22 protein-coding genes and 2 tRNA genes are annotated in these 26,431 nt (G+C 42.9%); 4 read left to right on the forward strand and 20 right to left on the reverse strand.

Annotated elements, in window-relative coordinates; all coding sequences use genetic code 11:
• Positions 1–111: 111 nt before the first annotated feature.
• Complete coding sequence (locus tag D8797_RS05675; protein ID WP_185780845.1) at positions 112–516, reverse strand: YwiB family protein; 405 nt, start codon at positions 514–516, stop codon at positions 112–114.
• Between the two features lie 117 nt (positions 517–633).
• Between D8797_RS05675 and D8797_RS05680 the strand changes: the two genes are divergently transcribed.
• From D8797_RS05680 to D8797_RS05695, 4 genes are read left to right on the forward strand one after another with little or no spacing between them, the layout of a single operon-like run.
• Positions 634–1,935 (forward strand): HD domain-containing protein, encoded by a 1,302-nt coding sequence (locus tag D8797_RS05680; RefSeq protein WP_125379677.1) that lies wholly within the window; start codon positions 634–636, stop codon positions 1,933–1,935.
• A 2-nt stretch (positions 1,936–1,937) separates the two neighbouring features.
• Positions 1,938–2,747 carry a sugar-phosphatase gene (gene yidA, locus D8797_RS05685; protein WP_125379603.1) on the forward strand — a complete coding sequence of 270 codons (810 nt, stop codon included), beginning with the start codon at positions 1,938–1,940 and terminating at the stop codon, positions 2,745–2,747.
• A complete protein-coding gene (locus D8797_RS05690) occupies positions 2,747–3,961 on the forward strand; it encodes an aminoacyltransferase (RefSeq protein WP_185780846.1) in 1,215 nt (404 codons plus the stop codon). The genes yidA and D8797_RS05690 overlap by 1 nt, the downstream gene beginning before the upstream one ends.
• A gap of 14 nt (positions 3,962–3,975) precedes the next feature.
• The gene (locus D8797_RS05695) at positions 3,976–5,211 is read left to right on the forward strand and encodes an aminoacyltransferase (RefSeq protein WP_125379605.1); all 1,236 of its coding nucleotides are present in this window, start codon (positions 3,976–3,978) and stop codon (positions 5,209–5,211) included.
• Positions 5,212–5,242: 31 nt separating this feature from the next.
• On the opposite strand, the gene D8797_RS05700 is transcribed toward D8797_RS05695, so the two are convergent.
• From D8797_RS05700 to D8797_RS05800, 19 genes are all read right to left on the reverse strand, one after another.
• Entirely contained in the window at positions 5,243–9,376 is a 4,134-nt protein-coding gene (locus D8797_RS05700; protein WP_185780847.1) for a GBS Bsp-like repeat-containing protein, read from the reverse strand.
• 64 nt (positions 9,377–9,440) lie between these two features.
• The gene (tpiA, locus tag D8797_RS05705; RefSeq protein WP_048763789.1) at positions 9,441–10,199 is read right to left on the reverse strand and encodes a triose-phosphate isomerase; all 759 of its coding nucleotides are present in this window, start codon (positions 10,197–10,199) and stop codon (positions 9,441–9,443) included.
• Between the two features lie 158 nt (positions 10,200–10,357).
• A complete protein-coding gene (locus tag D8797_RS05710; protein ID WP_125379606.1) occupies positions 10,358–11,119 on the reverse strand; it encodes an HAD family hydrolase in 762 nt (253 codons plus the stop codon).
• Positions 11,100–11,504, reverse strand: coding sequence for a PaaI family thioesterase (locus D8797_RS05715; RefSeq protein ID WP_125379607.1), 405 nt, complete (start codon positions 11,502–11,504; stop codon positions 11,100–11,102). The genes D8797_RS05710 and D8797_RS05715 overlap by 20 nt, the downstream gene beginning before the upstream one ends.
• A 417-nt stretch (positions 11,505–11,921) precedes the next feature.
• Positions 11,922–13,124, reverse strand: a complete 1,203-nt coding sequence (locus D8797_RS05725) for an MFS transporter (RefSeq protein ID WP_125379608.1) — start codon at positions 13,122–13,124, stop codon at positions 11,922–11,924.
• Positions 13,125–13,202: 78 nt separating this feature from the next.
• Positions 13,203–14,066, reverse strand: coding sequence for an Rgg family transcriptional regulator (locus tag D8797_RS05730; protein WP_125379609.1), 864 nt, complete (start codon positions 14,064–14,066; stop codon positions 13,203–13,205).
• An 83-nt stretch (positions 14,067–14,149) separates the two neighbouring features.
• The gene (locus D8797_RS05735) at positions 14,150–15,034 is read right to left on the reverse strand and encodes a hypothetical protein (RefSeq protein WP_125379610.1); all 885 of its coding nucleotides are present in this window, start codon (positions 15,032–15,034) and stop codon (positions 14,150–14,152) included.
• A 16-nt stretch (positions 15,035–15,050) separates the two neighbouring features.
• Complete coding sequence (locus D8797_RS05740; RefSeq protein WP_125379611.1) at positions 15,051–15,932, reverse strand: hypothetical protein; 882 nt, start codon at positions 15,930–15,932, stop codon at positions 15,051–15,053.
• Between the two features lie 267 nt (positions 15,933–16,199).
• A complete protein-coding gene (locus tag D8797_RS05745) occupies positions 16,200–18,095 on the reverse strand; it encodes an ABC-F family ATP-binding cassette domain-containing protein (protein WP_125379679.1) in 1,896 nt (631 codons plus the stop codon).
• A 237-nt stretch (positions 18,096–18,332) separates the two neighbouring features.
• Positions 18,333–19,739: a 6-phospho-beta-galactosidase gene (gene lacG, locus D8797_RS05750; RefSeq protein WP_125373480.1), complete on the reverse strand. Its 1,407-nt coding sequence runs from the start codon at positions 19,737–19,739 to the stop codon at positions 18,333–18,335.
• A 231-nt stretch (positions 19,740–19,970) separates the two neighbouring features.
• The gene (locus tag D8797_RS05760; RefSeq protein WP_125379612.1) at positions 19,971–21,677 is read right to left on the reverse strand and encodes a lactose-specific PTS transporter subunit EIIC; all 1,707 of its coding nucleotides are present in this window, start codon (positions 21,675–21,677) and stop codon (positions 19,971–19,973) included.
• The gene (gene lacF / locus D8797_RS05765; protein WP_125371058.1) at positions 21,677–21,994 is read right to left on the reverse strand and encodes a PTS lactose transporter subunit IIA; all 318 of its coding nucleotides are present in this window, start codon (positions 21,992–21,994) and stop codon (positions 21,677–21,679) included. The genes D8797_RS05760 and lacF overlap by 1 nt, the downstream gene beginning before the upstream one ends.
• A 24-nt stretch (positions 21,995–22,018) precedes the next feature.
• Positions 22,019–22,852 carry a PRD domain-containing protein gene (locus D8797_RS05770; RefSeq protein ID WP_125379613.1) on the reverse strand — a complete coding sequence of 278 codons (834 nt, stop codon included), beginning with the start codon at positions 22,850–22,852 and terminating at the stop codon, positions 22,019–22,021.
• Positions 22,853–23,277: 425 nt separating this feature from the next.
• Positions 23,278–23,643 carry a hypothetical protein gene (locus D8797_RS05775; RefSeq protein WP_125379614.1) on the reverse strand — a complete coding sequence of 122 codons (366 nt, stop codon included), beginning with the start codon at positions 23,641–23,643 and terminating at the stop codon, positions 23,278–23,280.
• A 4-nt stretch (positions 23,644–23,647) separates the two neighbouring features.
• Positions 23,648–24,385, reverse strand: a complete 738-nt coding sequence (locus D8797_RS05780) for a matrixin family metalloprotease (protein ID WP_185780849.1) — start codon at positions 24,383–24,385, stop codon at positions 23,648–23,650.
• Positions 24,386–24,536: 151 nt separating this feature from the next.
• Positions 24,537–25,739: a 30S ribosomal protein S1 gene (gene rpsA / locus D8797_RS05785; RefSeq protein ID WP_015604624.1), complete on the reverse strand. Its 1,203-nt coding sequence runs from the start codon at positions 25,737–25,739 to the stop codon at positions 24,537–24,539.
• Between the two features lie 163 nt (positions 25,740–25,902).
• A tRNA-Gln gene (locus tag D8797_RS05790) sits at positions 25,903–25,974 on the reverse strand.
• 9 nt (positions 25,975–25,983) lie between these two features.
• Positions 25,984–26,064, reverse strand: a tRNA-Tyr gene (locus D8797_RS05795).
• 50 nt (positions 26,065–26,114) lie between these two features.
• Positions 26,115–26,345 (reverse strand): DUF2969 domain-containing protein, encoded by a 231-nt coding sequence (locus D8797_RS05800; RefSeq protein WP_015604623.1) that lies wholly within the window; start codon positions 26,343–26,345, stop codon positions 26,115–26,117.
• Positions 26,346–26,431: the final 86 nt, after the last annotated feature.

The following is a 26,431-nucleotide window of genomic DNA, read 5'->3' on the forward strand; positions in this document are numbered from 1 at the left end:
CAAGGCCGGAAATTTCTTTCGTATTGACGACCTTGTAACGGTAAAACCGTTAGCTACTCCCTTGAGTGTATTTATTATACCAAAATTTTTGTATTTTTCAAGGCAGAGCTGTTATTTTTCAAACTTTTCTTCCGTCCATTCGATTTTCATCTGATAGGAAGCAAAAAGCTGATCATCGTCGGCTCTTTTCAAATCATAGTGAAGTTCCAAAGCCTGATTTTCTGCATCTAAGTGATAGTGCTGAGTATCTGTCACAAACTGTTGAGCCCCCAGCGGAGTCGGGATAGAAACTAAATGCTGAGCATTCTTAATAAAATGAAGAATGGTTTTCGGCTCAGAAAAGCGGGTCATGGTCAGCTTGTCTTCATTAAATTTCAGAACGACCTTTTCTTGCTCCTCACTCTGATAAACTAAATAGTGATAGTCCCCTTTTTGTGTCCACTCTACATCGTAGACCTGGTCAATCAACTCCATTTGCTCATCTAATTTGATTTGATTTCTCATTCTAATTTTCATGATTTTCTCACATTCCTTGTTTCTTTCTTCTATTTTATCAAAAATTTCTTGAGAATTCTTCCCTTCTACTTCAGGCTTTGAATTTCGCCCACTGAGCATTTATGATATAATATGACTATGATTGAAAAAGTATTTCGAGATCCCGTCCATAATTATGTGCATGTGGATCATCAGGTCATTTATGATTTAATCAATACCAAAGAATTTCAACGGCTGCGTCGCATCAAACAGCTGGGCACTTCTGGCTATACTTTTCACGGCGGGGAGCACAGCCGTTTTTCGCATTGTCTGGGAGCTTACGAGATTGCCCGACGCATCACCAAGATTTTCAATGAAAAATACAGCAAGGTCTGGGACAGTCACGAAAGTCTGCTGACCATGACGGCTGCTCTTTTGCATGACTTGGGACATGGCGCTTATTCACATACTTTTGAACGCCTCTTTGATACCGACCATGAGGACATTACGCGGCAAATCATTACCAGTCCTGAGACAGAGATTCATCAGGCCTTGGTGCAGGTTTCGCCAGATTTTCCTGAAAAGGTAGCTAGCGTCATCAATCATACTTACCCTAATAAGCAGGTGGTTCAGCTGATTTCCAGCCAGATTGATGTGGATCGGATGGACTACCTCTTACGAGATTCCTTCTTTACTGGCGCTTCCTATGGACAATTTGACTTAACCAGAATTTTACGAGTGATTTGTCCTGTAGAGAACGGCATCGCCTTCAAGCGCAATGGCATGCATGCGGTGGAAGATTACGTTGTCAGCCGCTACCAGATGTACATGCAGGTTTATTTTCACCCAGCCAGCAGGGCTATGGAAGTTTTGCTGCAAAATCTGCTCAAGCGGGCCAAGTTTCTCTATCCGGCTCAGAAGGATTATTTTGCGCTGTCATCGCCCAATCTCATTCCATTCTTTGAAAACAGAGTGACCCTGCAGGATTATCTGGCCTTGGATGATGGTGTTATGAATACCTATTTCCAAGTTTGGATGACGAGTCCCGACAAGATTTTATCTGACTTGGCTCAGCGTTTTATCAACCGCAAGGTCTTTAAGTCTATCGTCTTCTCTCAGGAAAACGAAACACATTTGGATATCATGCGAGACCTAGTTGGACAGGTTGGCTTTGACCCTGATTACTATACTGCTATCCATCGTAATTTTGATTTACCTTATGATTTCTACCGGCCTGACGTTGAAAAACCTCGAACCCAGATTGAAATCCTGCAAAAAGATGGTAGCTTAGCAGAACTGTCCACCTTGTCTCCTATCGTTCATTCGCTAGCTGGGACCAGACAAGGCGATAATCGCTTTTACTTCCCTAAGGAAATGCTGGCAGAGACCGGACTTTTCAGCGAAAAAAACCAGGCCTTTATGCACTATATCAAAAACGACCAATTTACCTACGGAGAATAAATATGTCTATCAAATTAGTTGCCGTTGACATTGACGGCACCCTTGTAAATAACCAAAAAGAAATCACCCCTGAAGTCTTCAGCGCTGTTCAGGATGCCAAGGCTGCTGGTGTCAAGATCGTCATTGCAACCGGCCGTCCTATTGCTGGTGTTCAAAAGCTTCTCGAGGAGCTAGATCTTAATCAGCCAGGCAACTATGTCGTGACCTTCAATGGCGGACTGGTGCAGGATACTGTTACTGGCGAAGAATTAATCAAAGAAACACTGACTTACGACGATTATCTGGATATCGAACTGCTCGGGCGAAAATTAGGCGTCCACATGCATGCCATCACCAAGGACGGCATTTATACGGCCAATCGCAACATTGGCAAGTACACTGTTTACGAGTCCAATCTGGTCAACATGCCTATCTTCTATCGTACGCCTGAAGAAATGGCTGATAAAGAAATCGTCAAGTGCATGTATGTCGATGAGCCAGAAATTTTGGACGCAGCCATTGCCAAGCTTCCACCGGAATTAACCGAAAAATATACACTAGTTAAATCAGCTCCTTTCTATCTGGAAATTGTCAAAAAGACTGTCAATAAAGGGTCTGCTATCCTCCATCTAGCTGAAAAACTTGGCTTGAGCAAGGAGCAGACCATGGCTATTGGTGATGAAGAAAATGACCGCGCCATGCTGGAAGCAGTCGGATCTCCTGTTGTCATGGAAAACGGCAGAGAAGAACTCAAGAAAATCGCCAAATACATCACCAAGTCGAACGAAGAATCCGGCGTAGCACACGCTATTAGAGAGTGGGTTTTAAAATAATGTTTAGCTACAAAATTGGAATTTCAGCTCAGGAACACGATGATTTTGTCACGGCTCATCCGCAGGCCAATCTCCTGCAGAGCTCTGCTTGGGCTCAAATCAAGGACAACTGGGGAAATGAACGCTTGGGCTTCTACAAAGACGGCCACTTGGTTGCTGCAGCCAGTGTCCTGATTAAACCACTGCCCTTGGGGATGACCATGCTTTATATCCCACGCGGTCCCATCATGGACTATAGTGACAAGGAGCTGCTGACCTTTGTTTTGGCGTCGCTCAAGAAATTTGCCAAGGAGAAAAAAGCACTATTTGTAAAGTTTGACCCTAGCCTCTTTCTGGCAGAAAGCAAGATGGGTGGCGAATTGCAAGACAAAGCCGAGACGGTTGAGCTGATTCAACAGTTACAGGAAGCAGGCGCTGTCTGGGTCGGACGGACTGAGTCTCTGGACGAAACCATCCAGCCTCGCTTGCAGGCCAATATCCATAAAGAAGATTTCAGCGAGGAGCTACTTTCTAAAAGTACTCGCCAGGCTATTCGTACAGCCCGTAACAAAGGCATCCAAATCCAATTTGGCGGAGCAGAATTACTGGATGACTTTTCAGCCCTGATGAAGAAAACGGAAAATAGAAAAAATATCCACCTACGTGGCAAAGACTATTACCAAAAACTCTTGGATACTTATCCTGAGCACTCCTACATCACCTTGTCCAGCATTGATCTAAAGGCACGCTTGGAAGACTTGCAGGCTCAGCTGACCAAGACACTCAAGGAAGCAGAGAAATTTACCGAGAAAACCAAGCCGGGCAAGATTGAGAATAACCAGCAAGAACAAAAACGTCTCCAAGAAGAGATTGACTTTCTGCAGGACAAAATCAGCCAAGGTGCTGCTGTCGTTCCCCTGTCTGGCACCTTGGTCTTAGAATATGGCAAGACCTCTGAAAATATCTATGCCGGAATGGACGAGGAGTACCGCCGTTACCAGCCAGCCATCATCACTTGGTACGAAACAGCCAAACATGCTTTTGAGCGCGGAGCAGATTGGCAAAATATGGGCGGAATCGAAAACGACCTCAAGGGTGGTCTCTATAGCTTTAAATCCAAGTTCAATCCGACCATTGAAGAATTCGCTGGTGAATTTAACCTGCCAACTAATCCCCTCTACCACCTCTCCAATCTGGCCTACACTCTCAGAAAGAAACTGCGTAGCAAGCATTAAAAGAAAGGAAGCCTATGACCTTTAAACTTCTCAGCCAAGAAGAATTCATACATCATACCTCAGCTAGCTCCCAACGCTCTTTTATGCAGACCGTGGAAATGGCAGAGCTGCTGAGCAAGCGGGGCTTCAGTATCCAGTATGTCGGCTACACCGACCCGCAGGGACAACTCGTGGTGTCTGCTGTCCTCTATAGTATGCCGATGACTGGCGGCCTTCATATGGAAATCAACTGCGGTCCTGTCTCTACTGATGCTCAATACCTGCCCCCCTTCTATCAAGCTTTGCAGGCTTACGCTAAAAAAGAAGGCGCTCTTGAGCTCATCATCAAGCCCTACGAGACTTATCAGACCTTTGACAGCAATGGCCAACCCATATCTGATGAAAAAGTCGAGCTTATCCAGCAACTGACTGACTTGGGCTTTGACTTTGACGGCTTACAGACGGGCTATCCAGGCGGGGAGCCTGATTGGCATTATGTCAAAGATTTAGCTGGTCTGACGGAGAAAGACCTACTCAAATCCTTCAGTAAAAATGGCAAGGCGACCGTCAAAAAGGCGAATACCTTTGGTATCAAGCTAAAAAGCCTGGAACGTGACCAACTCAGCGTTTTCAAAGACATCACAGCTGCCACTTCTGACCGGCGGGAATATGATGACAAGCCACTAGACTACTATCAAGATTTTTATGATAGCTTTGGTCAACAGGCTGACTTTATGACAGCCAGTCTCAACTTTAAGGACTATCTTCAGAACTTACAAAAGGACCAAGAGAAACTAGGCCAAAAAATTCAGAAATTGCAGGCTGACTTGGAGAAAAATCCTCAATCTGAAAAGAAGCAAAATCAGCTGCGGGAGCTTTCCAGCCAGTTTGACAGCTTTGAAACCCGCAAGGTAGAGGCTCAAGAGCTAATCGACAAGTACGGCGACCAAGACCAAGTCCTGGCTGCCAGTCTCTTTATCTACACCCCTCAGGAAGCGACCTATCTTTTCAGTGGCTCCTATCCTGAGTTTAACAAATTCTACGCCCCTGCCCTGCTGCAGGAATACGTTATGACCGAAAGCATCAAGAGAGGCATTCCATTTTACAATTTCCTCGGTATTATGGGAATTTTTGACGGTTCTGACGGTGTTCTGCGCTTCAAACAGAACTTCAACGGCTTCATCGTCCGAAAAATGGGGACTTTCCGTTATTATCCTAACCCACTCAAATTTAAGCTGCTTCAGTTCATAAAGAAAATTCTAAGACGTTAAAAAACCAAGGTTTCCCTTGGTTTTTTTGTGTTTATCTATACCGAGGTGACGCGAAACCACGGATATTTCCGTGACCAATACGGTAAGTATTGCGTTTAACTTCATCGTTACTGTTACCTTCAATCGTATGAATGATACCATTTTCAACTTTTTCGACAATACCGATATGATCAGCCCAGCCATCATTTTGCTGGCTATTTTGATCCCAGTTAAAGGTGATGATATCGCCTACTTTAGGGGTAGAATTACCATCTTCATTCCAGATACCTAGACGTTTAAAGATATGAATATGGCGCTCAACACCGCATTCACGACCAATAAGATCGCTCAAGCCTTCTCTTTGGAAAATAACTGTCGTGAAAATATCGCACCAGTCATCTGAATTCTTCACAGCATAACCGACTGGTAGCGGTCTAACACTATTATAGTCATTGACCAGACGGTGGTGCTCAGCACTGCCTCCCTTGACGCCAACCATCGCTGCTGCTGCTGCAAGAACACGATCACGCTGACTGCTAGGCGATTGAGGATGCTTAATAGAAATCGTGGTCTTCTCTCCACCAGCTCCTTGCAGCTGATTGCGATTGTTCAAGTAATATAGGTGAACATTGTACTCGCCTTGGCTATTTTTATGGTCTCTTGCATAAACATGCTTGCGATAAGTACCATCAGCTTGGCGTTCCGCCGTATACCACTGAATATCATCTTGTCCATTTTGACTGGACCAAGTTGGCAAATAGACAGTTTTGACACCTTCTGGAGCTACAACACCAGAAACGACGATATCAAATTCACCAGTTTCATTGTTTTTATTTTGGATACTGATTTTTCCCTGTGGTTTCTCCCCTGTCGCAATGGAAACTTTGGTTGTTGTACCACCAACACCGACCATCTTGCCGTCGTTTTGGACATAGTACAAGTGGACACTGTAGTCNCCGACAGANTTCTTGTGCTCACTAGCACGAACCGTGAATTTATATGTACCGTCTGACTGTTTCTGTGCCTTGTGCCAAATCAAATCATCCTGACCATTCTCATTTGACCAAGTTGGAAGTAAGACTTCACGAACGCCTTGTGGGCTAGAAACCTCGGACACGATCACATCGAATGTACCGGTCTTAGGATCGTTGTTGGCAATAGTCAGCTTGCCTTCTGGTTTCGCAGCTGAAGCAAGATTAACCTTAGTCGTTGTACCACCGACACCAACCAACTTGCCGTCATTTTGAATATAGTACAAGTGGACACTGTAGTCGCCGACAGAATTCTTGTGCTCACTAGCACGAACCGTGAATTTATATGTACCGTCTGACTGTTTCTGTGCCTTGTGCCAAATCAAATCATCCTGANCATTCTCATTTGACCAAGTTGGAAGNAAGACTTCACGAACNCCTTGCGGGCTAGAAACCTCGGACACGATCACATCGAATGTACCCGTCTTGGGATTGTTGTTGGCAATAGTCAGCTTGCCTTCTGGTTTCGCAACTGAAACCTTAGTCGTCGTACCACTAACGCCAACCATCTTGCCATCGTTTTGGACATAGTACAAGTGAACACTGTAGTCGCCGACAGAATTCTTATGCTCGCTGGCACGAACGGTGAATTTATATGTACCGTCTGACTGTCTTTGAGCCTTGTGCCAAATCAAATCATCCTGATCATTCTCATTTGACCAAGTTGGAAGCAAGACTTCACGAACACCTTGCGGGCTAGAAACCTCGGACACGATCACATCGAATGTACCCGTCTTGGGATTGTTGTTGGCAATAGTCAGCTTGCCTTCTGGCTTCGCAACTGAAACCTTAGTCGTTGTGCCACCGACACCGACTAACTTACCGTCATTTTGGACATAGTACAAGTGGACACTGTAGTCTCCAACAGAGTTCTTATGCTCACTAGCACGAACCGTAAATTTATATGTACCATCTGACTGTTTCTGTGCCTTGTGCCAAATAATATCATCCTGACCATTCTCATTTGACCAAGTCGGAAGCAAGACTTCACGAACGCCTTGGGGGCTAGAAACCTCGGACACGATCACATCGAATGTACCGATCTTGGGATTATTGTTGGCAATAGTCAGCTTGCCTTCTGGTTTAGCAGCTGAAGCTCGAGTGACTTTGGTTGTTGTACCACCAACGCCGACCATCTTGCCGTCGTTTTGGACATAGTACAAGTGTACGCTATAGTCGCCGACAGAGTTCTTATGCTCGCTAGAACGGACGGTGAATTTATATGTACCGTCTGACTGTTTCTGTGCCTTGTGCCAGATAATATCATCCTGACCTTGATCATTAGACCAAGTTGGAAGCAAGACTTCACGAACACCTTGCGGGCTAGAAACCTCGGACACGATCACATCAAATGTGCCGGTCTTGGGATTGTTGTTGGCAATAGTCAGCTTGCCTTCTGGTTTCGCAACGGATACCTTAGTCGTTGTACCACCAACGCCGACCATCTTGCCGTCATTTTGGATATAGTACAAGTGGACACTGTAGTCGCCGACAGAGTTCTTATGCTCACTAGCACGAACCGTGAATTTATATGTACCGTCTGACTGTTTCTGCGCCTTGTGCCAGATGATGTCATCTTGGCCATTCTCATTTGACCAAGTTGGAAGCAGTACTTCACGAACGCCTTGCGGGCTGGAAACCTCGGACACGATCACATCGAATATACCGGTCTTGGGATTGTTGTTGGCAATAGTCAGCTTACCTTCTGGTTTCGCAACTGAAACCTTAGTCGTCGTACCACCGACGCCGACCAACTTGCCATCACCTTGAACGTAATACAAATGAACATTGTATTCGCCCGTAGAGCCTTTATGGTTGGCAGCATTCACTGTCAGCTTATAAGTCCCGTTAGCTTGCTTCGTTGCAGTGTACCAAACAATATCATCTTGCCCACGCTCACTGGACCAAGTCGGAAGTTTAACTTCCTGAACTCCATATGGTGCGGAAACTTCGGAAACAACAACATCAAATGTGCCAGTTTTTGGATTATTATTTTGAATACTAATCTTACCTGTCAGCGGTTGTTTAACCAAAGTAGCTCTAGCAGTAAATCTACCAGAGTAGTCAATACTTTGATCGAAAACATGCTTACCAGAAAGCAGCTGCGCTTGAGAAGTAAATTGCCAAGCTCCTGCTCTGCTATTGTACTTCAAACTTTTAGCATCATTTGCACTTAGCTTCGGTGCTGGATACTGAGCAATCCAAAAATTATCAAGACCAAAGAGAGATGTATTGATTGAACCCTTGTGGCGTAGGTTGTTCTGGTCAACCCAGCTAGCACTTGTGTAATACATCAGATTTGCATATCCCTGCTTGCGCATTTCATCTGCCCAAGCCTGAGTATGCTGGTTGATCCCCGTTTGCATTTTAGGGTCTTCCATGTCATTGACCATGACTGTATTTTTAGGCAAGGACAGTTTATTAGCAAAAGCAGCATAGTAACGAGCCTCTGCTCTGGCTTCTGCATCATTTGTATAATGCGAGAAGGCATAGGTTGATACTTGCAAACCAGCTACTTGCGCATTTCGAACCTGAGACTCAGCATAAGGATTTGTATAGTAGGTTCCTTCTGTCAGTTTGACAACGACACCGCCGACACCTTTGGATGCTAATTGGCGATAGTCTTCTACACTGATATGGCCGTTATGACTACTCACATCCACAAAGGTAGAGCCCTTGATTTCTGCTTGTGAATTGCTACGCGCTGTTTGTCCAGATGAAGAAGCCGCATTATAAAAAGAAGTGTTTCCTTTTTTAAATGCAGGACTGGCGCTGATCGCTTGGGAAGTCTGCTCAGCCTTTACTGGATTCTGAATCGCTTCAGAAGCAGCTGATTTTGCTTGTTCACTCGCTTTATTTTCTGGTACATTCTCCTTGACCAAACTAGCAGCAGGTGCCAGATTTTCTGGTGCCTTGTATACTGTACTAGCTTCAGCTTTTGCGACCGAGCTTTCTTGTTTGACTTGACGGTCAGTAGACACCGCTTCTGGTAAGGCTACCTGCTGATGTTGATGATCCTTTTCTACTTGAAGTTCTGCCTTAGCTACTTCAGGGTCTGTGGTTGTCGGCGTATTTTCTTCTGCCTGTACTACGTTAGCCGTTGCTGCTAGCAATATAGCTGTACTGGCTAAATAGATAAGTTCCTTTGATTTCACCTTTTATCTCCAAACTTTTAAAAAGCTTGCCACCTTTAAGGCGACAAGCCATTTATTGTTATTCTTATTTCACAAAATCAAGAAGAGCTAAGAAACTTTCAGCTTCAAGTGATGCACCACCAACAAGGGCACCATCAACGTCTGGGCAAGCCATGTATGAAGCAACGTTTTCAGGTTTAACTGAACCACCATATTGAACGCGAACTTTGTCAGCAACTTCTTGACCAAAGTCAGCAGCTACAACGTCACGAACAACTTTACACATTTTTTGTGCGTCGTCTTGTGAAGCTGATTTACCAGTACCGATAGCCCAGATTGGCTCATAAGCGATAACAGTTGCGGCAACTTGTTCAGCTGTCAATCCAGCAAGAGCAGCAGATACTTGAGCGCCTACGAATTCAGCAGCTTTACCAGCTTCGTAAGTTTCAAGTGACTCACCACAACAGATGATTGGAAGCATACCGTTTGCAAAGATTGCTTTTGCTTTTTTGTTGATGTCTTCGTCAGTTTCATGGAAGTAGTCACGGCGTTCTGAGTGACCGATAACAACGTAGTCAGTACCGATTTCTTTCAAAACTTGTGGGCTTGTTTCACCAGTGAAAGCACCTGCATTTTCAAAGTAGCAGTTTTGAGCAGCAACTTTAAGGTTTGAACCTTTTGCAGCAGCAAGAACAGTTGTCAAATCAACTGCAGGAGCTGCGATACCTGCTTCAACAAGGTCTGACGAAGGAAGTTTTGATGCTACGGCTTCAACGAATGCTTTTGCTTCTTCTGGATTTTTGTTCATTTTCCAGTTACCAGCGATAAATGGTTTACGTGACATTTCACATACCTCTTCTATTTTTATTTATATGGGCTATTATATCATAAGAAAGCAAATTAATAAAGGTTATCCACAATTTTTCATCAAATCGTAATGTTTCTACGAGTTATCCACAGTTTTGGCTGTGAATAAATCATTCAAAGACCTCGTAGCATCCTTTACTTCCTATTCTCCAGCAGTTCTTCTATATCCGTAATGACTCTGGCCTTGCATTTATTAAGCTTGTTTACCTCTGCAGCTGAGTATGGGAAGGTGTTCAGCAAAACGCCATCAATCCCAACAGCTTGAGCAATATCCATATCCGTAGAAAAATCATTGCCAACCATCACCGTATCTTCTGGATTGAACCGATTCTCCTCCAGTACGAGTTCTAACCATTCTGCTTGTGGTTTTTTGATCTGATAATCCGAAGAAATATAAACTTTGTCCAGATAATCGGCACAACCCGTCAATTCAATTTCTGGCATTGTAAAAGCCCTTTGAGCATTGGATAGCAATATAATATCACCCCCCTGGTCCTTAATAGCCTTTAAAACTTTCAGGGTATTGGGATAGGCATGGAGCTGACGACGGGACAAACTCCGAAACGTTACGGCCAGCTGCTCTCCCCAAGCCTGCAAGTCAGGAAGCGGAGTCTGGGTTTCATGCTTAGTTGGAGCTTCCTGCAAAAGCTGAATGAAAACCGCCACCAAATCAACCTCTGGATAGGCAACGTCTTTCTCTTGAGCTATCCTGCTTTCTTGCTCTACTACCAATTGTCCATATTTCTTTTTCAAGTCTTCTGGCTGATAATCGGCTCCATATGCTGCATAGATGCGGGAAAGATACAACCATAAAATCGGATCATCTTCGTCAGTCCGAATATCTACTAGTGTTCCGTAAAAGTCAAAAAGATAATGTTTATATTCTAACTTGTGCATTTTCGCCCCTTTCGCCAGTGACAAACATGGTAAAGGTCCCCTTGCAGACATTCTTTCCATCTTGATTGACAATATCCACATCCACCACTCTAGTTGTCCGTCCGGTATGGATACAGTTCCCCTCAATGCTCAGAGTATCGCCTAGTTTGGCCGCTTTTAGATAATTGATGGAAGATTGCAAGGTCACGGCGTCAGCACCTTGCGAAATGATGACCAAACCACTAATCTGATCGCACAAAGTAAACAGGTAGCCTCCATGCGCATTGCCATAGTAATTCAACGAAGAGGGGACGACCTCTGTCGTTACTAAAACATGGCCGTCCTTGACCTCCTCAATTTTATAGTTTTCAAATGCTGAAATCGCATCAAAATGAAAATCTTTCATTCCTCACTCCGTTTATTTTGCTTTTACTTCATCATACTACTTTTGCTAGAAAGGAACAATGATTATATTCATATTCTAATGGAAAATTTTTTCCACCAACGATTCAAACACCTTGCACTACTAATTTATCAGCCGATTGGGATGGTAGCTTAAAAATAAAGTTCTAAGCCAAATTAGGGTAGTAATGACTTTAAAAATTCTCATTGGAACCCAGCTTATTGGTCAAAGAATAAGCTGAAAACTTGCAATACAAAAGATTAAAATCGAGGCTGGGACAAAAGTCCTAGCCTCTCAATTGTCTTTGGATTGTCGAGCAAGACGCAGTGGTTGAGTGGGCTTTATTACGCTGATTTCATCAACTTTTACAGCCCTACTCAACTGTGCGGAGGTGGAACGACGAAATCGAATTCTAACGAATTACCGATTTCTGTCCCACTCTCCAGTTTTTTCTATTCTCTTTTGATAAAAGAAGGAAATCAAAGCCAGTCCTATCACCCCTAGACCAATCAGAAGAAAGGAAAGAGTGCGGACACTCGGTAGCAGCGTCATCAGGAAAGTCGCAGGTGGCATGAAAAGAATTGCCAACGTATAGATAGTCGAGAAAACTCGTCCTAGATACTGCTTGTCCACCTTGGTCTGAACCTGGCTGAAGAAATGAATGTTGAAAACAGTCATAAAGAGCTCGCAGATAAGATTACCAGAATAGGAGAAATATGGATGAACTGGTAGCAAGGCAGAGATGCCCATGACTGCGACTCCAACACCGGTCAATAGCAGGGCTACAAGTAAAATTCCCATACTGGCCTTAACCTTGCTGGCTAGAATAGCTCCAATGATTGAGCCTATAGCACCCAAACTCAGAACAGTTGCATAAGAGCCTGTCTTACTGTAGAGCTGATTGGTAAAAGGCAGCAGGTAATTAAAGGCCGCAAAGAAAAAGTTGACGGCAGAAGCTACCAAGAGCAGAAAGAAGATTTCCTTTTGCTGGCGGATATAAACTAAGCCTTCCTTGATATCTCTCAGGATATTGCCAAGATTGATGGGAGACTGCTGCTTGCTTGGCTCATGATTAGGCAGAAAGTAAACCAAGGCAAAAGCCAGAAAGAAGCTAAGGGCATCCAGCTGAAGGGTCACGCGCAGATTTGCATACTGCATCACGATAAAAGACAGAACTGGAGCTGAGACACTGATAACCTGCAAGGCCAATTCCAGATGAGAATTGTAGGCCACGATGTCTTCCTTGTCCACAATCTCTGTAATGTAGGATTTATTAGCCGGCCGAGAAAAGGCAAAGACTATAGCCTGAACCACATTGGCAAAAATCAGCGCCCCAATCATGAGCTGGTCATTAGAGATAAAGGAAATCAGCAGACAAAGTCCAGCACAAATCAAGTCCGTTACCATCAGTACCTTACGTCTGGAAAAGCGGTCCGTAATAGCTCCACCCAAAGGATTGAATAAGATGGAAGTGACTAGCTCTGATATCTGATAAATGCCCAAGACCGTCTGTCCCAGAGCTCCCAAAGAAGCAAGCCAGATGCTGTTTCCATAGTCATAGAGCATGTTTCCAATTTTATTAATAGCAGCCCGTGTAATCAGCTGTGCAGCATGTCGATTCATAAAAATACCTCCTTCCATTTCTGAAACTATTGTATCAGGAATAGAGGGAGGTCCTTTATTTTTCCCATATTTGGGAAATCATACTTTTACAAACTTATCGAAATGCTCTTGATAATAAGCGACTTGCTCAGGTAGTTCCAGCACTTCAAAGATGTGCATGGCTTCCTGCATTTGCTTGATTCCTTGCTTCTTCTGTCCCTTCTGATAAGCCGCAAAACCCTTGAGATAGAGGAATACATTGCGTTCATAGAGTTTGATGCCCTTGCCAATAATCTTCTCTACGTAAGCCTCAAAGTAACTTGCCTTGTCAAAAGAACGACTTTCCAAACAATGCTGGTAACAATTGAGAGCTAGAATCAAGACCAATCTCTTATGGCGACCGATTTCTTTGTAATATTCCTCTCGCTCCATAACTTCCTTACCCAGACGGTAGACGTAGTCCACATCATAGAAGCTGTAGAGATTGCCAAAGAGGATAAGCTCATACATAGTCCAATCTTCTACTTGAAAGAGATAATCGGCCACCTTATCCAAATCTTCCTGCTGCATACAAAACTGACTGTCACGCTGGCAAATCAAGCCCTGCATCAAAATCCAATTCAGCTCATAGTAAAGGGGCGACTTGCTGACCTTGGCCTTTTCCAACTGCTCCGCTTGCAAGTCCTGAAATCCCTTGATGTCATTTGAGTAGTAAAGAGGGATAATCTGACTCATCATGGCCACGTGCTCATGCTGCTGGAAATTCCGAGCCTTGTCCATAAAATTTTCAAGGGTCACATGTATATTATCTAAAAGATCTAAAAATTTCGAGAGAGTCATATCCGACTCACCCAGCTCAAAACGAGATAGCTGAGAGGTCGAGCAAACCCGACCAGCCGCTTCCTTCAAAGAATAATGCCCATTTAAACGAAAATCACGAAAAACTTTGCCTAAATCTTCCATTTGTTTACCACTTCAATTCCTTTAATTGCTGTTTTGCTAAAAAGTCTGTTCACTTATCTCTATATCCGCACCAATCGTTCTTTTTACCTATTTTTCAATAACTCCTTGTGTTTTTTTAAATATTTTTTTCCATACCATTCTTCCACTGATTTGCCTTCCCACTCGCGGTATTCTTCAGGGTATTTCCATTTGTAGTAGCCTTCTAAAAAGAAAGGAAACTCCATAAATACAATCATGGCGATTAAAGCAATATTTAACAGAACCCAAAATATAAAGAGACCAAAACCAGTTATGGAAGATGAAAAATTAATAGAAAAAGCTTTGAAAATATAATTAACAATCACAGCCAAGCCCAATATACCTGCTCCATAAATAGCAAGGCCTTTAGCAATTTTATCAAGTAAGGTGGGGGACTGATTTTCTCCATACATTCGTTTTGTCAAACTTCTAAGCTCCGTTCTTAACATTACATAAGCCAAGAATGCTAGAAGTCCAAAAAATACCAAGATCCCCCATGTTGTTAATATAGGTAACGACATTGTTATGGCCAGCAAATTAAATTCAAACATAAACCATATCATAGCGGTTACAATATGAAAGCGATAACGATAAGGAAGAATAAACGTCCGTTTAAAGAATTTACCCATTAATACCAATAACAACCAAATTAACAAGCAAATTAAATAAAGCTCGACTGTTAGCAAAGGATACTGAGAAATCGGTAATCTTAAATCTTTAGGATCAGAATCATGTAAGGACATCGCCAAAACGAATAGCATGAAATTTACACCTATCGGAACCAACAGACTAAGAATAAAAGCTTGAATACCAAACCAAAAGGAAGGTTTCCCTTTCTTAAAGGCTTTCCCAAGTTTATTATAGTATTCTTGTTTCTGATACTGTAAAAACCCATCATCTTCCAAATTTAAACTCTCTTCAAAACTGGCTTTAAAAATTGATTTCTTCATACTTTTCACCCAAATCCTATTTTAATAACTCCTTGTGTTTTTTTAAATATTTTTTCCCATACCACTCTTCCACAGATTTGCCTTCCCACTTGCGGTATTCTTCAGGATATTTCCATTTATAGTAAGCATAAAGGAAATAAGGAAATTCCATAAAAATAAGCATTGCAATTAAACCAATGTTTAACAAAATCCAACATATGAAGAGACCAAAAACAGTTACGGAATGTGAAAAACTAATAGAAAAAGCTTTAAAAATAGAATTAACAATCACACCTAAGCCCAATAGACCTGCTCCATAAATAGCAATTCCCTTAGCAATCTTATCTTGTAAAGTAGCAGACTTTATTTCTCCATAAATTCGTTTTTTCAAACTTTTAAGTTCTATCCTTAACATCCAATAAATTAAGGCTAAAAGAATACAACCAATAGCAAAAATCCCTAAAATTGTTAGAAATGGTAATGCTAAACCAATAGCAGCGAGGTCGAACTCTATAACAAACCAAATCAAAAACGTTATAACATGAAAATGAGTCCTATATGGAAGGATAAAAAATGGTTTGATAAATTTACCAATTAGAACGAAGAGAAGCCATATAAATAACCCGATTACATAAACATGAGCCGTCAAAAAATTATGATTAGAAATGGGTAAGGCTAAATCTTTTGGATCACTACTATAAAGCATTGTTGAAAAAGCCAATAATAAAAAGTTGAAGCCAATCGGAAAAATAAGTGTCAATATACCATATAAAAGAGCGTTTTTGAAATAGTCAAATACATTTCTAGGGAGGTTAGACACTTTTTTACTTTGTTCCTTCAATTGATACTGTAAAAATCCATCATCTTCCAGATTTAAACTCTCTTCAAAACTAGCCTTAAAAATCGATTTCTTTTTCATTTCTAATCTCCAAACCCAGATGTCATAGATTTTTACCCGTTCGAGACAGCCTTAACAGCGTCTCCTAAAAAGGACTCAGCACGCATGAGAAAGTTTAAAACTTACTCTAGGCGAGATGAGTCTTCAGAAAAAATCAAATTTTTTTCTACAAAAACGAAAGATGTAGCATAAGAAAATTCGGTTTTTGCACTTTTTCGACTGATTTCACATGTGAAATTAAGCATTTCGAGCCCTGACAAGCTCATTTCTCACAGAAACTGCATACTCCTACACCTTCTCCGCCAATTCTTCCCATTCCAGCATGGCTTCTTCTTGGGCAGCGGTCAGCTGGTCAATTTGCTGCTGGCTCTCCATGAGTTCGCCAGCGTCATTGGTTGTCTGCATGGCTTCCTGAAGCTGACTGATCTGGCTGTCCAAATCCTCGATTTGCGCTTCCAGTTGTTCTAGGCGGCGGGCAAGCCGGCGCTGTTCTTTCTGGTTTTCCTTTTGAAGCTGATAGTCATTGGCAGGTGCTGGCTTGTCAGGGCTAGTCTGCTCAGTCTCCTCACGCAGGGCCTCCTGCTCTGCCTTTTTCTCAAGATAGTAGTCATAATCACCCAGATAAAGTGTAGAGCCTGTCTCAGAGAGTTCGATGATCTGGGTGGCCACGCGATTGATAAAGTAACGGTCATGGCTGACAAAGAGCAGGGTGCCGTCAAAGTCAATCAGGGCATTTTCCAGCACTTCCTTGCTGTCAATGTCCAGGTGGTTGGTCGGCTCGTCTAGGATGAGAAAGTTGTTGTTTTCCATAGACAGCTTAGCTAGAAGTAGACGCGCCCGCTCTCCACCCGATAGCATGCCGACCGATTTCTTGACATCGTCACCTGAAAAGAGAAAGGCACCCAAGCGATTGCGAATCTCGACCTCTGGCGTCAGCTTGAAGTCATTCCATAGCTCGTCAAGTACCGTATTGCTGGCAGTCAGTTTGCTCTGGGTCTGGTCATAGTAGCCCACTTCCACATTAGCTCCCAGCTGCTCCTTGCCTCTGATGAAGGGCACTTGACCGATTAGTGACTTAATCAAGGTCGTCTTTCCAATCCCATTTGGCCCGACAATAGCTACCGCATTAAACTTGCGAATATCAAGGTTAATCGGCTCCGACAGGACTTCCTCACCGTAGCCAATAGCTGCATCTTCCAAGGTCAGCACAACATTGCCCGAAACTTTATCAGATTTGAAGGTCATATTAGCCGATCGACTGCCGGTCTCCGGTCTGTCCAAACGCTCCATCTTTTCCAGCTGCTTGCGGCGGGACTGAGCCCGCTTGGTTGTGGAAGCCCGAACCAGATTGCGATTGACAAAGTCCTCCAGCGCAGCGATTTCTTTCTGTTGCTTTTCATAGTTCTTGGCTTCAGTAGCCAGCTTCTGCTCCTTTTGGACCACAAAGCTAGAGTAATTGCCCACATAGCGATCCAAGGAATGCTTGGTCAAGTCCAGCGTGATGGTCGCAACCTTGTCTAGGAAATAGCGGTCGTGGCTGACGATGATCAGGGCACCGCTGTAGTTAATCAAGTAAGTTTCCAGCCAAGCAATGGTCTCGATATCCAAGTGGTTAGTTGGCTCGTCCAAGACCAGCAGCTCTGGCTTTTCCAAGAGCATCTTGGCCAGAGCCAGACGGGTATTCTGCCCGCCCGACAGCTCAGAAATCTTCATTTGCCACATGGACTGGTCAAACTTGAAGCCATTTAAAATCGCTCGAATATCGGCCTCATAGGTAAACCCCCCCTTTTGTCGAAAGTCCTCTGACAGCTGATCGTACTGGTTCATGAGAGCAGTCAGGTCTTCCCCTGACAATTCTCCCATTTGCAGCTCCATCTGCCGCAAGCGTTTTTCCTGCTGACGCAGACTATCAAAGACCAGCAGCATCTCGTCATAGATGGTATTCTCCGACTCAAAGCGGCTGTCCTGAGCCAGATAGGACAAGGATAAGTCTCGTTTTTTATTGATTTGACCAGAAGTCGGCTCTTCCTCGCCCACCAAAATCTTGAGCAGGGTTGACTTGCCAGCTCCGTTTTTACCGACCAGTGCAATCCGGTCACTCTCATCCACCTGCAGGTTGATATTATCAAAAAGTAGCTCCCCTGCAAAAGAGCGTTCAATCTTGTTTGCTTGTAAAATAATCATAAGACCATTATAGCAGATTTCCAAGTACAGAGCCATTGGCTGTCATAAAAAATGAAATCCAAACTGTCTGTCTCTCAAGCCAATTCAAAGGAGAATTTTAAATTTTTCCGCAAGCACTCAGACCAGCAAGTCCAGCTCAGTGATTGAGCACCAAGCTCCGCCTACCATTAAATCAGACTTCTATGGATTAGCATACCCAAAAAAGCCGAAAGAGCTCAACTCTAACGGCTTTATTTTTTATTCAATCATTTGTGTTTCAGCTAGTTTCTTATACCAGTGAGCGGATTTCTTCGGATAGCGCTCCTGCGTTTCAAAGTCTACGTAGAATAAGCCGTAGCGTTTTTCATAACCGTTAGACCAAGAAAAGACATCCATCAGAGACCAAATAAAATAGCCCTTGACATTAGCCCCATCCGCAATCGCATCGGATAAAACTTCCAGATGCTGCTTGACGTAGTCAATACGAGCATCGTCGTAAACCGTATTGTCCACAAATTCATCTTTATAACCCAGACCATTTTCAGTGATATAGATCTTCTTGTAGTTGGGATAATCTTTCTTAATCCGCATGATCTGATCATAAAGACCTTGCGGATAGATAATCCAATCCCAATCAGTTTTCGGAATATGGGTTGGAGATTCTCTGCGACCTACCCCCTTAATCTGGTACTTGGAGCTTCCCTTTTCGCCTTTTCCGTTATGGATAATTTCTGTTTCACCTTCAAAGTCGCGCATCCAATCACTCATATAGTAGTTGATGCCAAGGAAATCATTAAGGTCTTTAGCTGCTTCTAGAGCTGCAAAGTCTTCATCTCGTAGATCCAGCTGGCCTCCATTGACCTTAAGGATATGGTTTACTCCTGCCAGAGTTACATCTGAATAGTGCCCCAGATAAGTCGCATCTAAGATGAACTTGTTATGAATAATATCTTCTAACTCTGCTGCTCTGACATCTGCTGGATTTTCTGGATCGTAAGGATATTTTGTCGGAAGTGCATGAACGACACCGATTTCACCCTTGTAACCCTTGTCCTTATAGAGCTTAACAGCACGGGCATGTGAGACCATCATATTGTGATGGGATTGAAAAACCTTGGCCAAGTCATACTGAATACCTGGGGGGAATTTTCCTACTAAGTACTGACCATCACCAATGGGACCAATTTCATTGAAAGTTGTCCAATAGCGAACTTCTGGAAATTCTTCAAAACAGAAAGCTGCATAATCCACAAAGTGCTCAATATTTTCCCGATTGAGGAAATCTCCATTTGAATGAAGAGCCTCTGGCGTATCAAAATGGTGAAGAGTCACAAAGGGTTCCACATGCCGCTTGTGACATTCTGCGAAAAGATTATGGTAAAATTCCACACCTTTTGGATTGACCTCGCCATAGCCTGTCGGGAAAATCCGCGACCAAGCAATGGAAATCCGAATCCCATTGACGCCATACTCTTCAGCCAATTTCAGATCCACAGGGTATTTGTGATAAAAGTCACTGGCAGGTTCTGCCGTGTACCAGTAGTTATCCTCTAGGTACTTATCCCAGGCAACAGGCCCCTTCCCATCTGTGTGGGTTGCTCCCTCAGCTTGATAGGCTGCTGTTGCACCACCGAAAATAAAATCTTTAGGTAAGGTTTTTATCATCTTATTTTCCTTTCAATAACATTTGGAGAGTGGGACAAAAGTCCTAGCCTCTCAATTGTCTTTGGATTATCGAGCAAGACGCAGTGGTTGAGTGGACTCTACTACGCTGATTTCATCAGCTTTTACAGCCCTACTCAACTGTGCGTAGGTGGGACGACGAAATCGAATTCTAACGAATTACCGATTTCTGTCCCACTCTCTATCAAGTTGCTTCATCTCAAATAAACAGATTTAGTTGTTAAATTGCTCCTGAACGAAGGCCAGTGCTCCTTTGCCATCACGCGTTAGTTTGATGTATTGGCCACCTTCAGTCTTAGCTAGCTTGATACCCAATTTATCAGTTTCGGCCTTCATGTCTTCAAAGTTGGAGGCAACTTGAGGAGCCAGGATAACGAGATCAAACTCAGGCAGCATTTCACGGTGAGCACCGTAGCCGCCCGCTGCTGCTTTGACAGGAACATTGTATTCAGCTGCTGCTTTATTCAAAGCGTTGGCCAGCAATCCGCTAGTACCACCGCCTGCACAGAGCACCAGAACATTGGTTTCTTCGCTAATATTGTTTTGAGCAGGAGCTTCTTCATCCACTCCTGCTTTTTCAAGGATAGCATCCGCTTTAGCAGTATTAAAGTTGGCTGCTACTTTTTCTTTAAGAGCATCGTTAGCTTTGCCAGAACGTTCTTCTTCTAGAATTTGTTCGTCATAAACCTTGACAAATGGATAGTAAATAATCACATCCACTACGACAAGAAGGGCTGCTAGTACAAAAGACAGAAGCTGAAAGTTGGTCCCCAGCACAATTCCCAGAGGTCCAGGTGTCACCCAAGGAAGGTTGGCTGAGAAGGAGTTCATGTTTAAAGTATCAACAAAGAATTTGAAAATCCATACGTTTGCGATAGGTGCAAAGATAAATGGAATGAAGAATATCGGATTCAGTACGATTGGAGCACCAAAAAGAATGGGCTCATTAACACCAAAGAAAGTTGGGACAACAGATGCCCGTCCAATCGCACGGTTACGCTCGGACTTACAGATCCACATGAAGAGGAATGGAACAATCAAGGTCGCACCAGTACCACCCATGGTAACGATGAACATTTGAGTACCAGAAGTGATGACCTTATCCGCATGCTGACCAGCTTGAAGCAAGGCCAAGTTGGCATCGATATTGGCATAAGTAATGGCAGCAATAGCAGGCTCAACAATAGACGGACCATGAATTCCCACGAACCAGAAGAAAGCATAAGCACCAAAGATAAGCGTGATTCCCAGATAGCCATCAGCTGCTGAGAAGAGTGGAGCTAGAAGCGTTCCTATGGATTCAGCAACCGTTACTCCCAGACTTGCTTTAACAAGCAGTTCCAAACCGTAGAGCAGAACGACTGAAACAGTAAATGGAATCAAGTCTTTAAATACTTGGGAAATATTTGGTGGAACTTCTTCTGGCATGCGGATGGTGACATTATTTTTTACACAAACCTTGTAGACATTAACCGTCACAAAGGCTGCGATGAAAGCTGTCAAAAGACCTTTTGTTCCCATGAAGGCAGTCAGGAAGCCACCTTCTTTGGCAGGCTCAGCTGCCATGAGGAGGAAGCCGACCATAGAAGCCAGCATAGTAGATAAGAAGTTAATCTGGTTTGTAGCAGGCAGGCTGCGATTGACAGAGTCCGTCAAAGCCTTGGCAGTGGTCCCACCCACAAAGAAAGCCAGAATCCCCATTGAATAGCTATAAGGGGTCATTAAGAAAGTTTCAATATCCTTAGACCAGTGGAAGCCCCACGCATTTGGCACATAGGCAATCAAGATAAAAATAGATGAGAAGAGGATGACTGGCATACCGGCGATAAAGCCATCCCGAATAGCACGGAGATAGATGTTCCGAGAAATCTTCTCAAAGAAAGGCTTCCCTTTCTCAATAAGTCCGATGAGTTTGTTCATTATTTTACTCCTCTTTTATATAGTTCAATCATGTGTTTCATCAAATCCTTGAGCAACAAGGTTGTCATCAAGTGGTCTTGGCCGTGCATCATCGTCACGCTATAAGCCAAGTCCTCACCAGCAGCTTCTTTGGTCAAAAGGCTGGTCTGAGCATGGTGCGCTTCGACAATACAAGCATTGGCTTCTTCCACCAAACTTTCTGCGCGGTCAAATTCTCCAGCCTGAGCTGCATTTAGTGCTTCCAGCAACTTGGAGCGAGCGTCACCTGCGTAGGCTACGATTTCAAAACCAAGTAATGTTACTTCTTCTCTATTCATGATAGATCCTCCTTTTAATGTTCCTTATAATAATCGTTGAATATGTAATACCAGATAAACTCGCTCACTATGATATAAGTCTATTCCAGTTTTCTGGGCAATAATCTCATAAAGACTACTTCCGATTTGATAAGCTTTGGGATAGGTCAATTTAATCTGACTTTCCATTTCTAACAGTGAAACGTTGTCATCTCGGCTTCTGTCTAAGTAATCTAAGAAGTAATTGAGATGAATCATAAATCGGTCATAGAAGTTGCTATTCTCCGATGTTCTTTTAATTCCCTGCTTTCTCAGCTCTTCTTCTACAGCCGCTAGAATTTCCTTCCGCTGATCCAAATGACCCTGACCTGCTGGACTGGAGACCCCTTCTGCATTGATAAAGTGATAGGCGATTCTGTTTATTTCATCGTCTGGAAATGCTTCTAAGAGTCGTTCCCGATAAATAGCCACTGCTTCTTGCGCGATTTGATAAGGAGTGGGATATTTACCTGAAGCATCTGGCAGGTCACTCTCCTTGTACCGCCCCTGCTGAAGTGCTTGATAAGAACAGTAGATATGGTCCGTCAGTGTGACATAGATATACTCCTGGACTGGGTAATGGTATTTCTTGGAAAGCGTGTCAATCACATCATAGGTCACTGTGATAAAGTCCAGTGGCACATCTTTGAGCAAGGCCACAAAGTTTTCCTTGGACTCTTCCGTTCTCATACGAAAGACTTTCTCAATCTTACTTTCCAGAACAGGATCACCCTTTTTCTTATTGAATGCTATCCCACTACCAATCAGAACAACCTCTTCACCATTTTCATGTTTGGCTAGAGCAACATTGTTATTCATAGGAAGTATAATTCGATACATAGTTCCCTCCTTATCATTTTCTTGAGCCTTCGTGAAATAAAAATGACCGCAAACAAACGGAAAAACACAAGAGAACTTGCCTCTTCCAATTCATTTGCGGTCACGCCTAATCCAACTTAGTAACGCTCACCCTATTCAATTTATGGTTTCATTATAGCACATCAAAATGTGAATGTAAACCCTTTCTTTTGCTTTTTTTAAATATTTTTTAGAATCTCACTTTTTTAGTAAGGATTTAGTACTGTTGCAAGCTTGTCCACACGAAATTTTTTGCTTAAAAATATGTCTAAGGAAATATCAGAGAGTACAAGACCTTCTACAAACTTCTTGGAAAGCTTGCACTGAACTTGCCATGAAAAACTTGCTCTCGCTCAATTAAGCCTCTTCATGTCATAAGTTTTTTTCTTCTATAAATTGCTTGTAGTTTACAGAAAACTCCCTAGAACTTCTTGATTTTGCATGACCAAGTAAATGCCCAACAAAACAATCAAAACAAAGAGACTTAGCTTTATCATCCCTTTGACAAAACGAACGATCCAAAGAATAATCATGGAACCAATCAACCACATAATGGCTGAATGCTGGAAAAATCCTTGAACCGTCTCAACATTCTCGCCAAAGAAGGCCTGAATGGGCGCTGGAACATGAGTTTTCCAAGCTGCTGTCACGCCTAGCTGGTTAGCAATGTCGCTGCCGCTTTTCCACAGCCAAGCAAAAATGCCTGAATTAAAAAGAAAAAGGAAAACTTGCTCTGGGAAGCGTCTAATAATATTAAAAATCGATTTTAGCATACCTTTATGATTGATACAAGTCTTTTACAGCCTGGATATCTATCGGCTGAATACTATAAAATGAGCCTGCCGACTGCATCACTGATTCCTCCTCATTATGGTCTAATCCGATAGCATGGCCCAATTCGTGCGCTGCTGTATTGACAATTCGCTCATGAGAATAAGCATAGCGACTGTCCAGCAGGTAGTAACTATTAAGACGAACAGTCACATGAGTAAATCGTTTGGTGAGGAGATTGGTCTGCGACTCAGCTTCACCAGCTGCACTGACGTTGCCATCGTTCATCTCTGTCGCAACAATGTCCGCCTTGTCTTTGTCATTGATGATTTGAAAGGTGAAGGCACCTGTTTGATTCCAAGAATCAATGGCCTCCTGATAGGCTGAACGGAAGGTTTCATTATTTGTATCGATATAAATTGTGGCGCTTGGCTGATCCCAACGAGCCCCTGTTGTTGCATGCTCATCTGTCAGCTGATGGGACTGAATTCCCTCACTAGTCTGAAAACCAGTGGAAAGTCCTTGATGCGTTAAGAATTGATCCACTTGAGTAACAGTAGTTCGAAGAGCCTGCGATAATCCCTCTGCCCCCGTCTCTGTCGAAGTAGTAAAATAAAAAACACCTACAAGAACAAGGAAACTAAGTGCCACAGACCAAATAAGCCCCCAGATGAGCCGCCAAACCAAGCGAACTATGAATCTAATAGAATTGAAAATAAACTTCACGGTAGGCTCCTTTCTCATAGAATGCACGAGAGATTTAGTCTAGCATCTTTCGCTTAAATAAAACTGAATATGCATAAAGAGCAAGTATCGCAATAAGTGACTCGGATGCAAACTCCCACTTGAAAAGACGAAAAAAGAAGCTGAGAAACTCAGCCTCTTCTTAAGTAAATTACAATTCGATATCACCGAAAAGATCAGCCATTGAGAATCCAGTTTGAGTTTCTGGAAGCTCGAAGTCACGTTTTTCTTGACGACGTGGACGACGTGGACGAGATTGACGTTTTTCTTCTTTTTGGCCTTCTTCTTGAGCTGGACGCTCTTCAAGAGCCTTGATAGAAAGTGATACACGCTCAGCAGCAGCATTCACTTCAAGAACTTTAACAGTTACTTCTTGACCAACTTTAAGAGCATCTTTTGGATTTTCAACACGTTTGTGTGAAATTTGTGAGATGTGAACCAAGCCATCGATACCTGGTAATACTTCAACAAAAGCACCGAAGTCAGTCAAACGTTTTACTGTACCTTCAACTACATCGCCAGCAGCAAGTTTTTGTTCAACACCGTCCCATGGTCCAGGAGTTGTAGCTTTAAGTGAAAGTGACACGCGGCCTTCTTCTTCGTTCAAATCAAGAACTTTCACTTCGATTTCGTCACCAACTGAAACAACAGATTTTGGTGAAACGTTACGTTCGTGAGAAAGTTCAGTCAAGTGAACCAAGCCATCAACACCACCAAGGTCAATGAAAGCACCGAAGCTTGTGATGCGAGCAACTTTACCAGTCACAACATCACCAACATTCAATTTACCAAATACTTCTGCACGCGCTGCTGCAGCTTCTGCTTCTACAACTTCACGACGTGAAAGGATGAAGCGGTTTTCTTTTGGATCTACTTCTTTGATCTTAGCATCAAATTCTTGACCTACAAAACGTTCAGTGTTGCGAACGAAACGAGTATCGAGCATTGAAGCTGGAATAAATCCACGAAGTCCTTCAAACTCAACAGAAAGTCCACCTTTAACAGCACGAGTGCCCTTAACAGTAACAACTTCTTCTTCACGACCAACCAATTTGTCCCATGCTTTGCGAGCTTCTAAACGTTTTTTAGATACTAGGTAAGTAACTGTATCTGTATCTTTACCTACTACTTGACGAAGAACAAGCAATTCAAGTGTGTCACCTGGTTTTACAAAGTCATTGATGTCAGCATCACGATCATTTGTCAACTCACGCAGAGTCAAAACCCCTTCAACACCAGTACCAGCAATGGCAACATTAGCTTGGTTAGCATCCACTGTCAATACTTCAGCAGTAACGACATCACCTGGCTCGACTTGGCTAACACTGTTTAGCAAATCTTCAAATTCATTCATCTAAAAAAATCCTCCAACAATCAAGTATACTACTTGACATACTTATAATTATTTTCCTAAGCACCCGCAAACGACATTGATTTATCTTTTACCGTTTTCCACCCTATAAAGAAATAAAATATCCGACGATATTTTATCCTTTATCTGATATATTACCTAAGAACTGGGGTAGCTGGATTCGAACCAACGCATGAGGGAGTCAAAGTCCCTTGCCTTACCGCTTGGCTATACCCCAATGATGAAATGGAGAGAGAGGGATTCGAACCCCCGAACCCGAAGGAGCGGATTTACAGTCCGCCGCGTTTAGCCTCTTCGCTATCTCTCCGACAATCAACGATATCAATTATATCATTAATCTAATAAAAGCGCAAGCCCTTATTTTCCTAAATTGTAGGTTTCAATCAAAGTTTCCACCGCTTTTTCAAGCTTTTTATATAAACTTTCAACATTTCCATTCTTGACAATAGCAAATTGGCCGTCAAACTCAGCAATCTCGCCAATGACCTTTTTCCCAATAGAAAGGGTGTAGCCATCAAATTGATCAGCGCCAAGCTTCACCTTACTATCCGCAATCTGAATCTCAATTTTTTTATCTTTTTTACTCATTCTTCTACCTCTTTCAAGTTTCTATTTTACACAAAAATAGCAAAGCTGGCAAGTGATTTCCTCAATAAAAAGAGCCTCAAAAGGCT

It is taken from the genome of Streptococcus cristatus, from assembly GCF_003944225.1.
In the GTDB taxonomy this organism is placed as follows: domain Bacteria; phylum Bacillota; class Bacilli; order Lactobacillales; family Streptococcaceae; genus Streptococcus; species Streptococcus cristatus_K.

Bases quoted from the DNA above. Each gene is read 5' to 3' on its own strand.
- rpsA (WP_015604624.1), bottom strand. From the start codon at position 25,739: ATGAATGAATTTGAAGATTTGCTAAACAGTGTTAGCCAAGTCGAGCCA.
- D8797_RS05675 (WP_185780845.1), bottom strand. From the start codon at position 516: ATGAAAATTAGAATGAGAAATCAAATCAAATTAGATGAGCAAATGGAG.
- D8797_RS05760 (WP_125379612.1), bottom strand. From the start codon at position 21,677: ATGAACAAACTCATCGGACTTATTGAGAAAGGGAAGCCTTTCTTTGAG.
- lacG (WP_125373480.1), bottom strand. From the start codon at position 19,739: ATGATAAAAACCTTACCTAAAGATTTTATTTTCGGTGGTGCAACAGCA.
- D8797_RS05745 (WP_125379679.1), bottom strand. From the start codon at position 18,095: ATGATTATTTTACAAGCAAACAAGATTGAACGCTCTTTTGCAGGGGAG.
- yidA (WP_125379603.1), top strand. From the start codon at position 1,938: ATGTCTATCAAATTAGTTGCCGTTGACATTGACGGCACCCTTGTAAAT.
- D8797_RS05690 (WP_185780846.1), top strand. From the start codon at position 2,747: ATGTTTAGCTACAAAATTGGAATTTCAGCTCAGGAACACGATGATTTT.
- lacF (WP_125371058.1), bottom strand. From the start codon at position 21,994: ATGAATAGAGAAGAAGTAACATTACTTGGTTTTGAAATCGTAGCCTAC.
- D8797_RS05740 (WP_125379611.1), bottom strand. From the start codon at position 15,932: ATGAAAAAGAAATCGATTTTTAAGGCTAGTTTTGAAGAGAGTTTAAAT.
- D8797_RS05735 (WP_125379610.1), bottom strand. From the start codon at position 15,034: ATGAAGAAATCAATTTTTAAAGCCAGTTTTGAAGAGAGTTTAAATTTG.
- D8797_RS05770 (WP_125379613.1), bottom strand. From the start codon at position 22,852: ATGTATCGAATTATACTTCCTATGAATAACAATGTTGCTCTAGCCAAA.
- tpiA (WP_048763789.1), bottom strand. From the start codon at position 10,199: ATGTCACGTAAACCATTTATCGCTGGTAACTGGAAAATGAACAAAAAT.
- D8797_RS05715 (WP_125379607.1), bottom strand. From the start codon at position 11,504: ATGAAAGATTTTCATTTTGATGCGATTTCAGCATTTGAAAACTATAAA.
- D8797_RS05725 (WP_125379608.1), bottom strand. From the start codon at position 13,124: ATGAATCGACATGCTGCACAGCTGATTACACGGGCTGCTATTAATAAA.
- D8797_RS05780 (WP_185780849.1), bottom strand. From the start codon at position 24,385: ATGAGAAAGGAGCCTACCGTGAAGTTTATTTTCAATTCTATTAGATTC.
- D8797_RS05695 (WP_125379605.1), top strand. From the start codon at position 3,976: ATGACCTTTAAACTTCTCAGCCAAGAAGAATTCATACATCATACCTCA.
- D8797_RS05710 (WP_125379606.1), bottom strand. From the start codon at position 11,119: ATGCACAAGTTAGAATATAAACATTATCTTTTTGACTTTTACGGAACA.
- D8797_RS05680 (WP_125379677.1), top strand. From the start codon at position 634: ATGATTGAAAAAGTATTTCGAGATCCCGTCCATAATTATGTGCATGTG.
- D8797_RS05800 (WP_015604623.1), bottom strand. From the start codon at position 26,345: ATGAGTAAAAAAGATAAAAAAATTGAGATTCAGATTGCGGATAGTAAG.
- D8797_RS05775 (WP_125379614.1), bottom strand. From the start codon at position 23,643: ATGCTAAAATCGATTTTTAATATTATTAGACGCTTCCCAGAGCAAGTT.
- D8797_RS05730 (WP_125379609.1), bottom strand. From the start codon at position 14,066: ATGGAAGATTTAGGCAAAGTTTTTCGTGATTTTCGTTTAAATGGGCAT.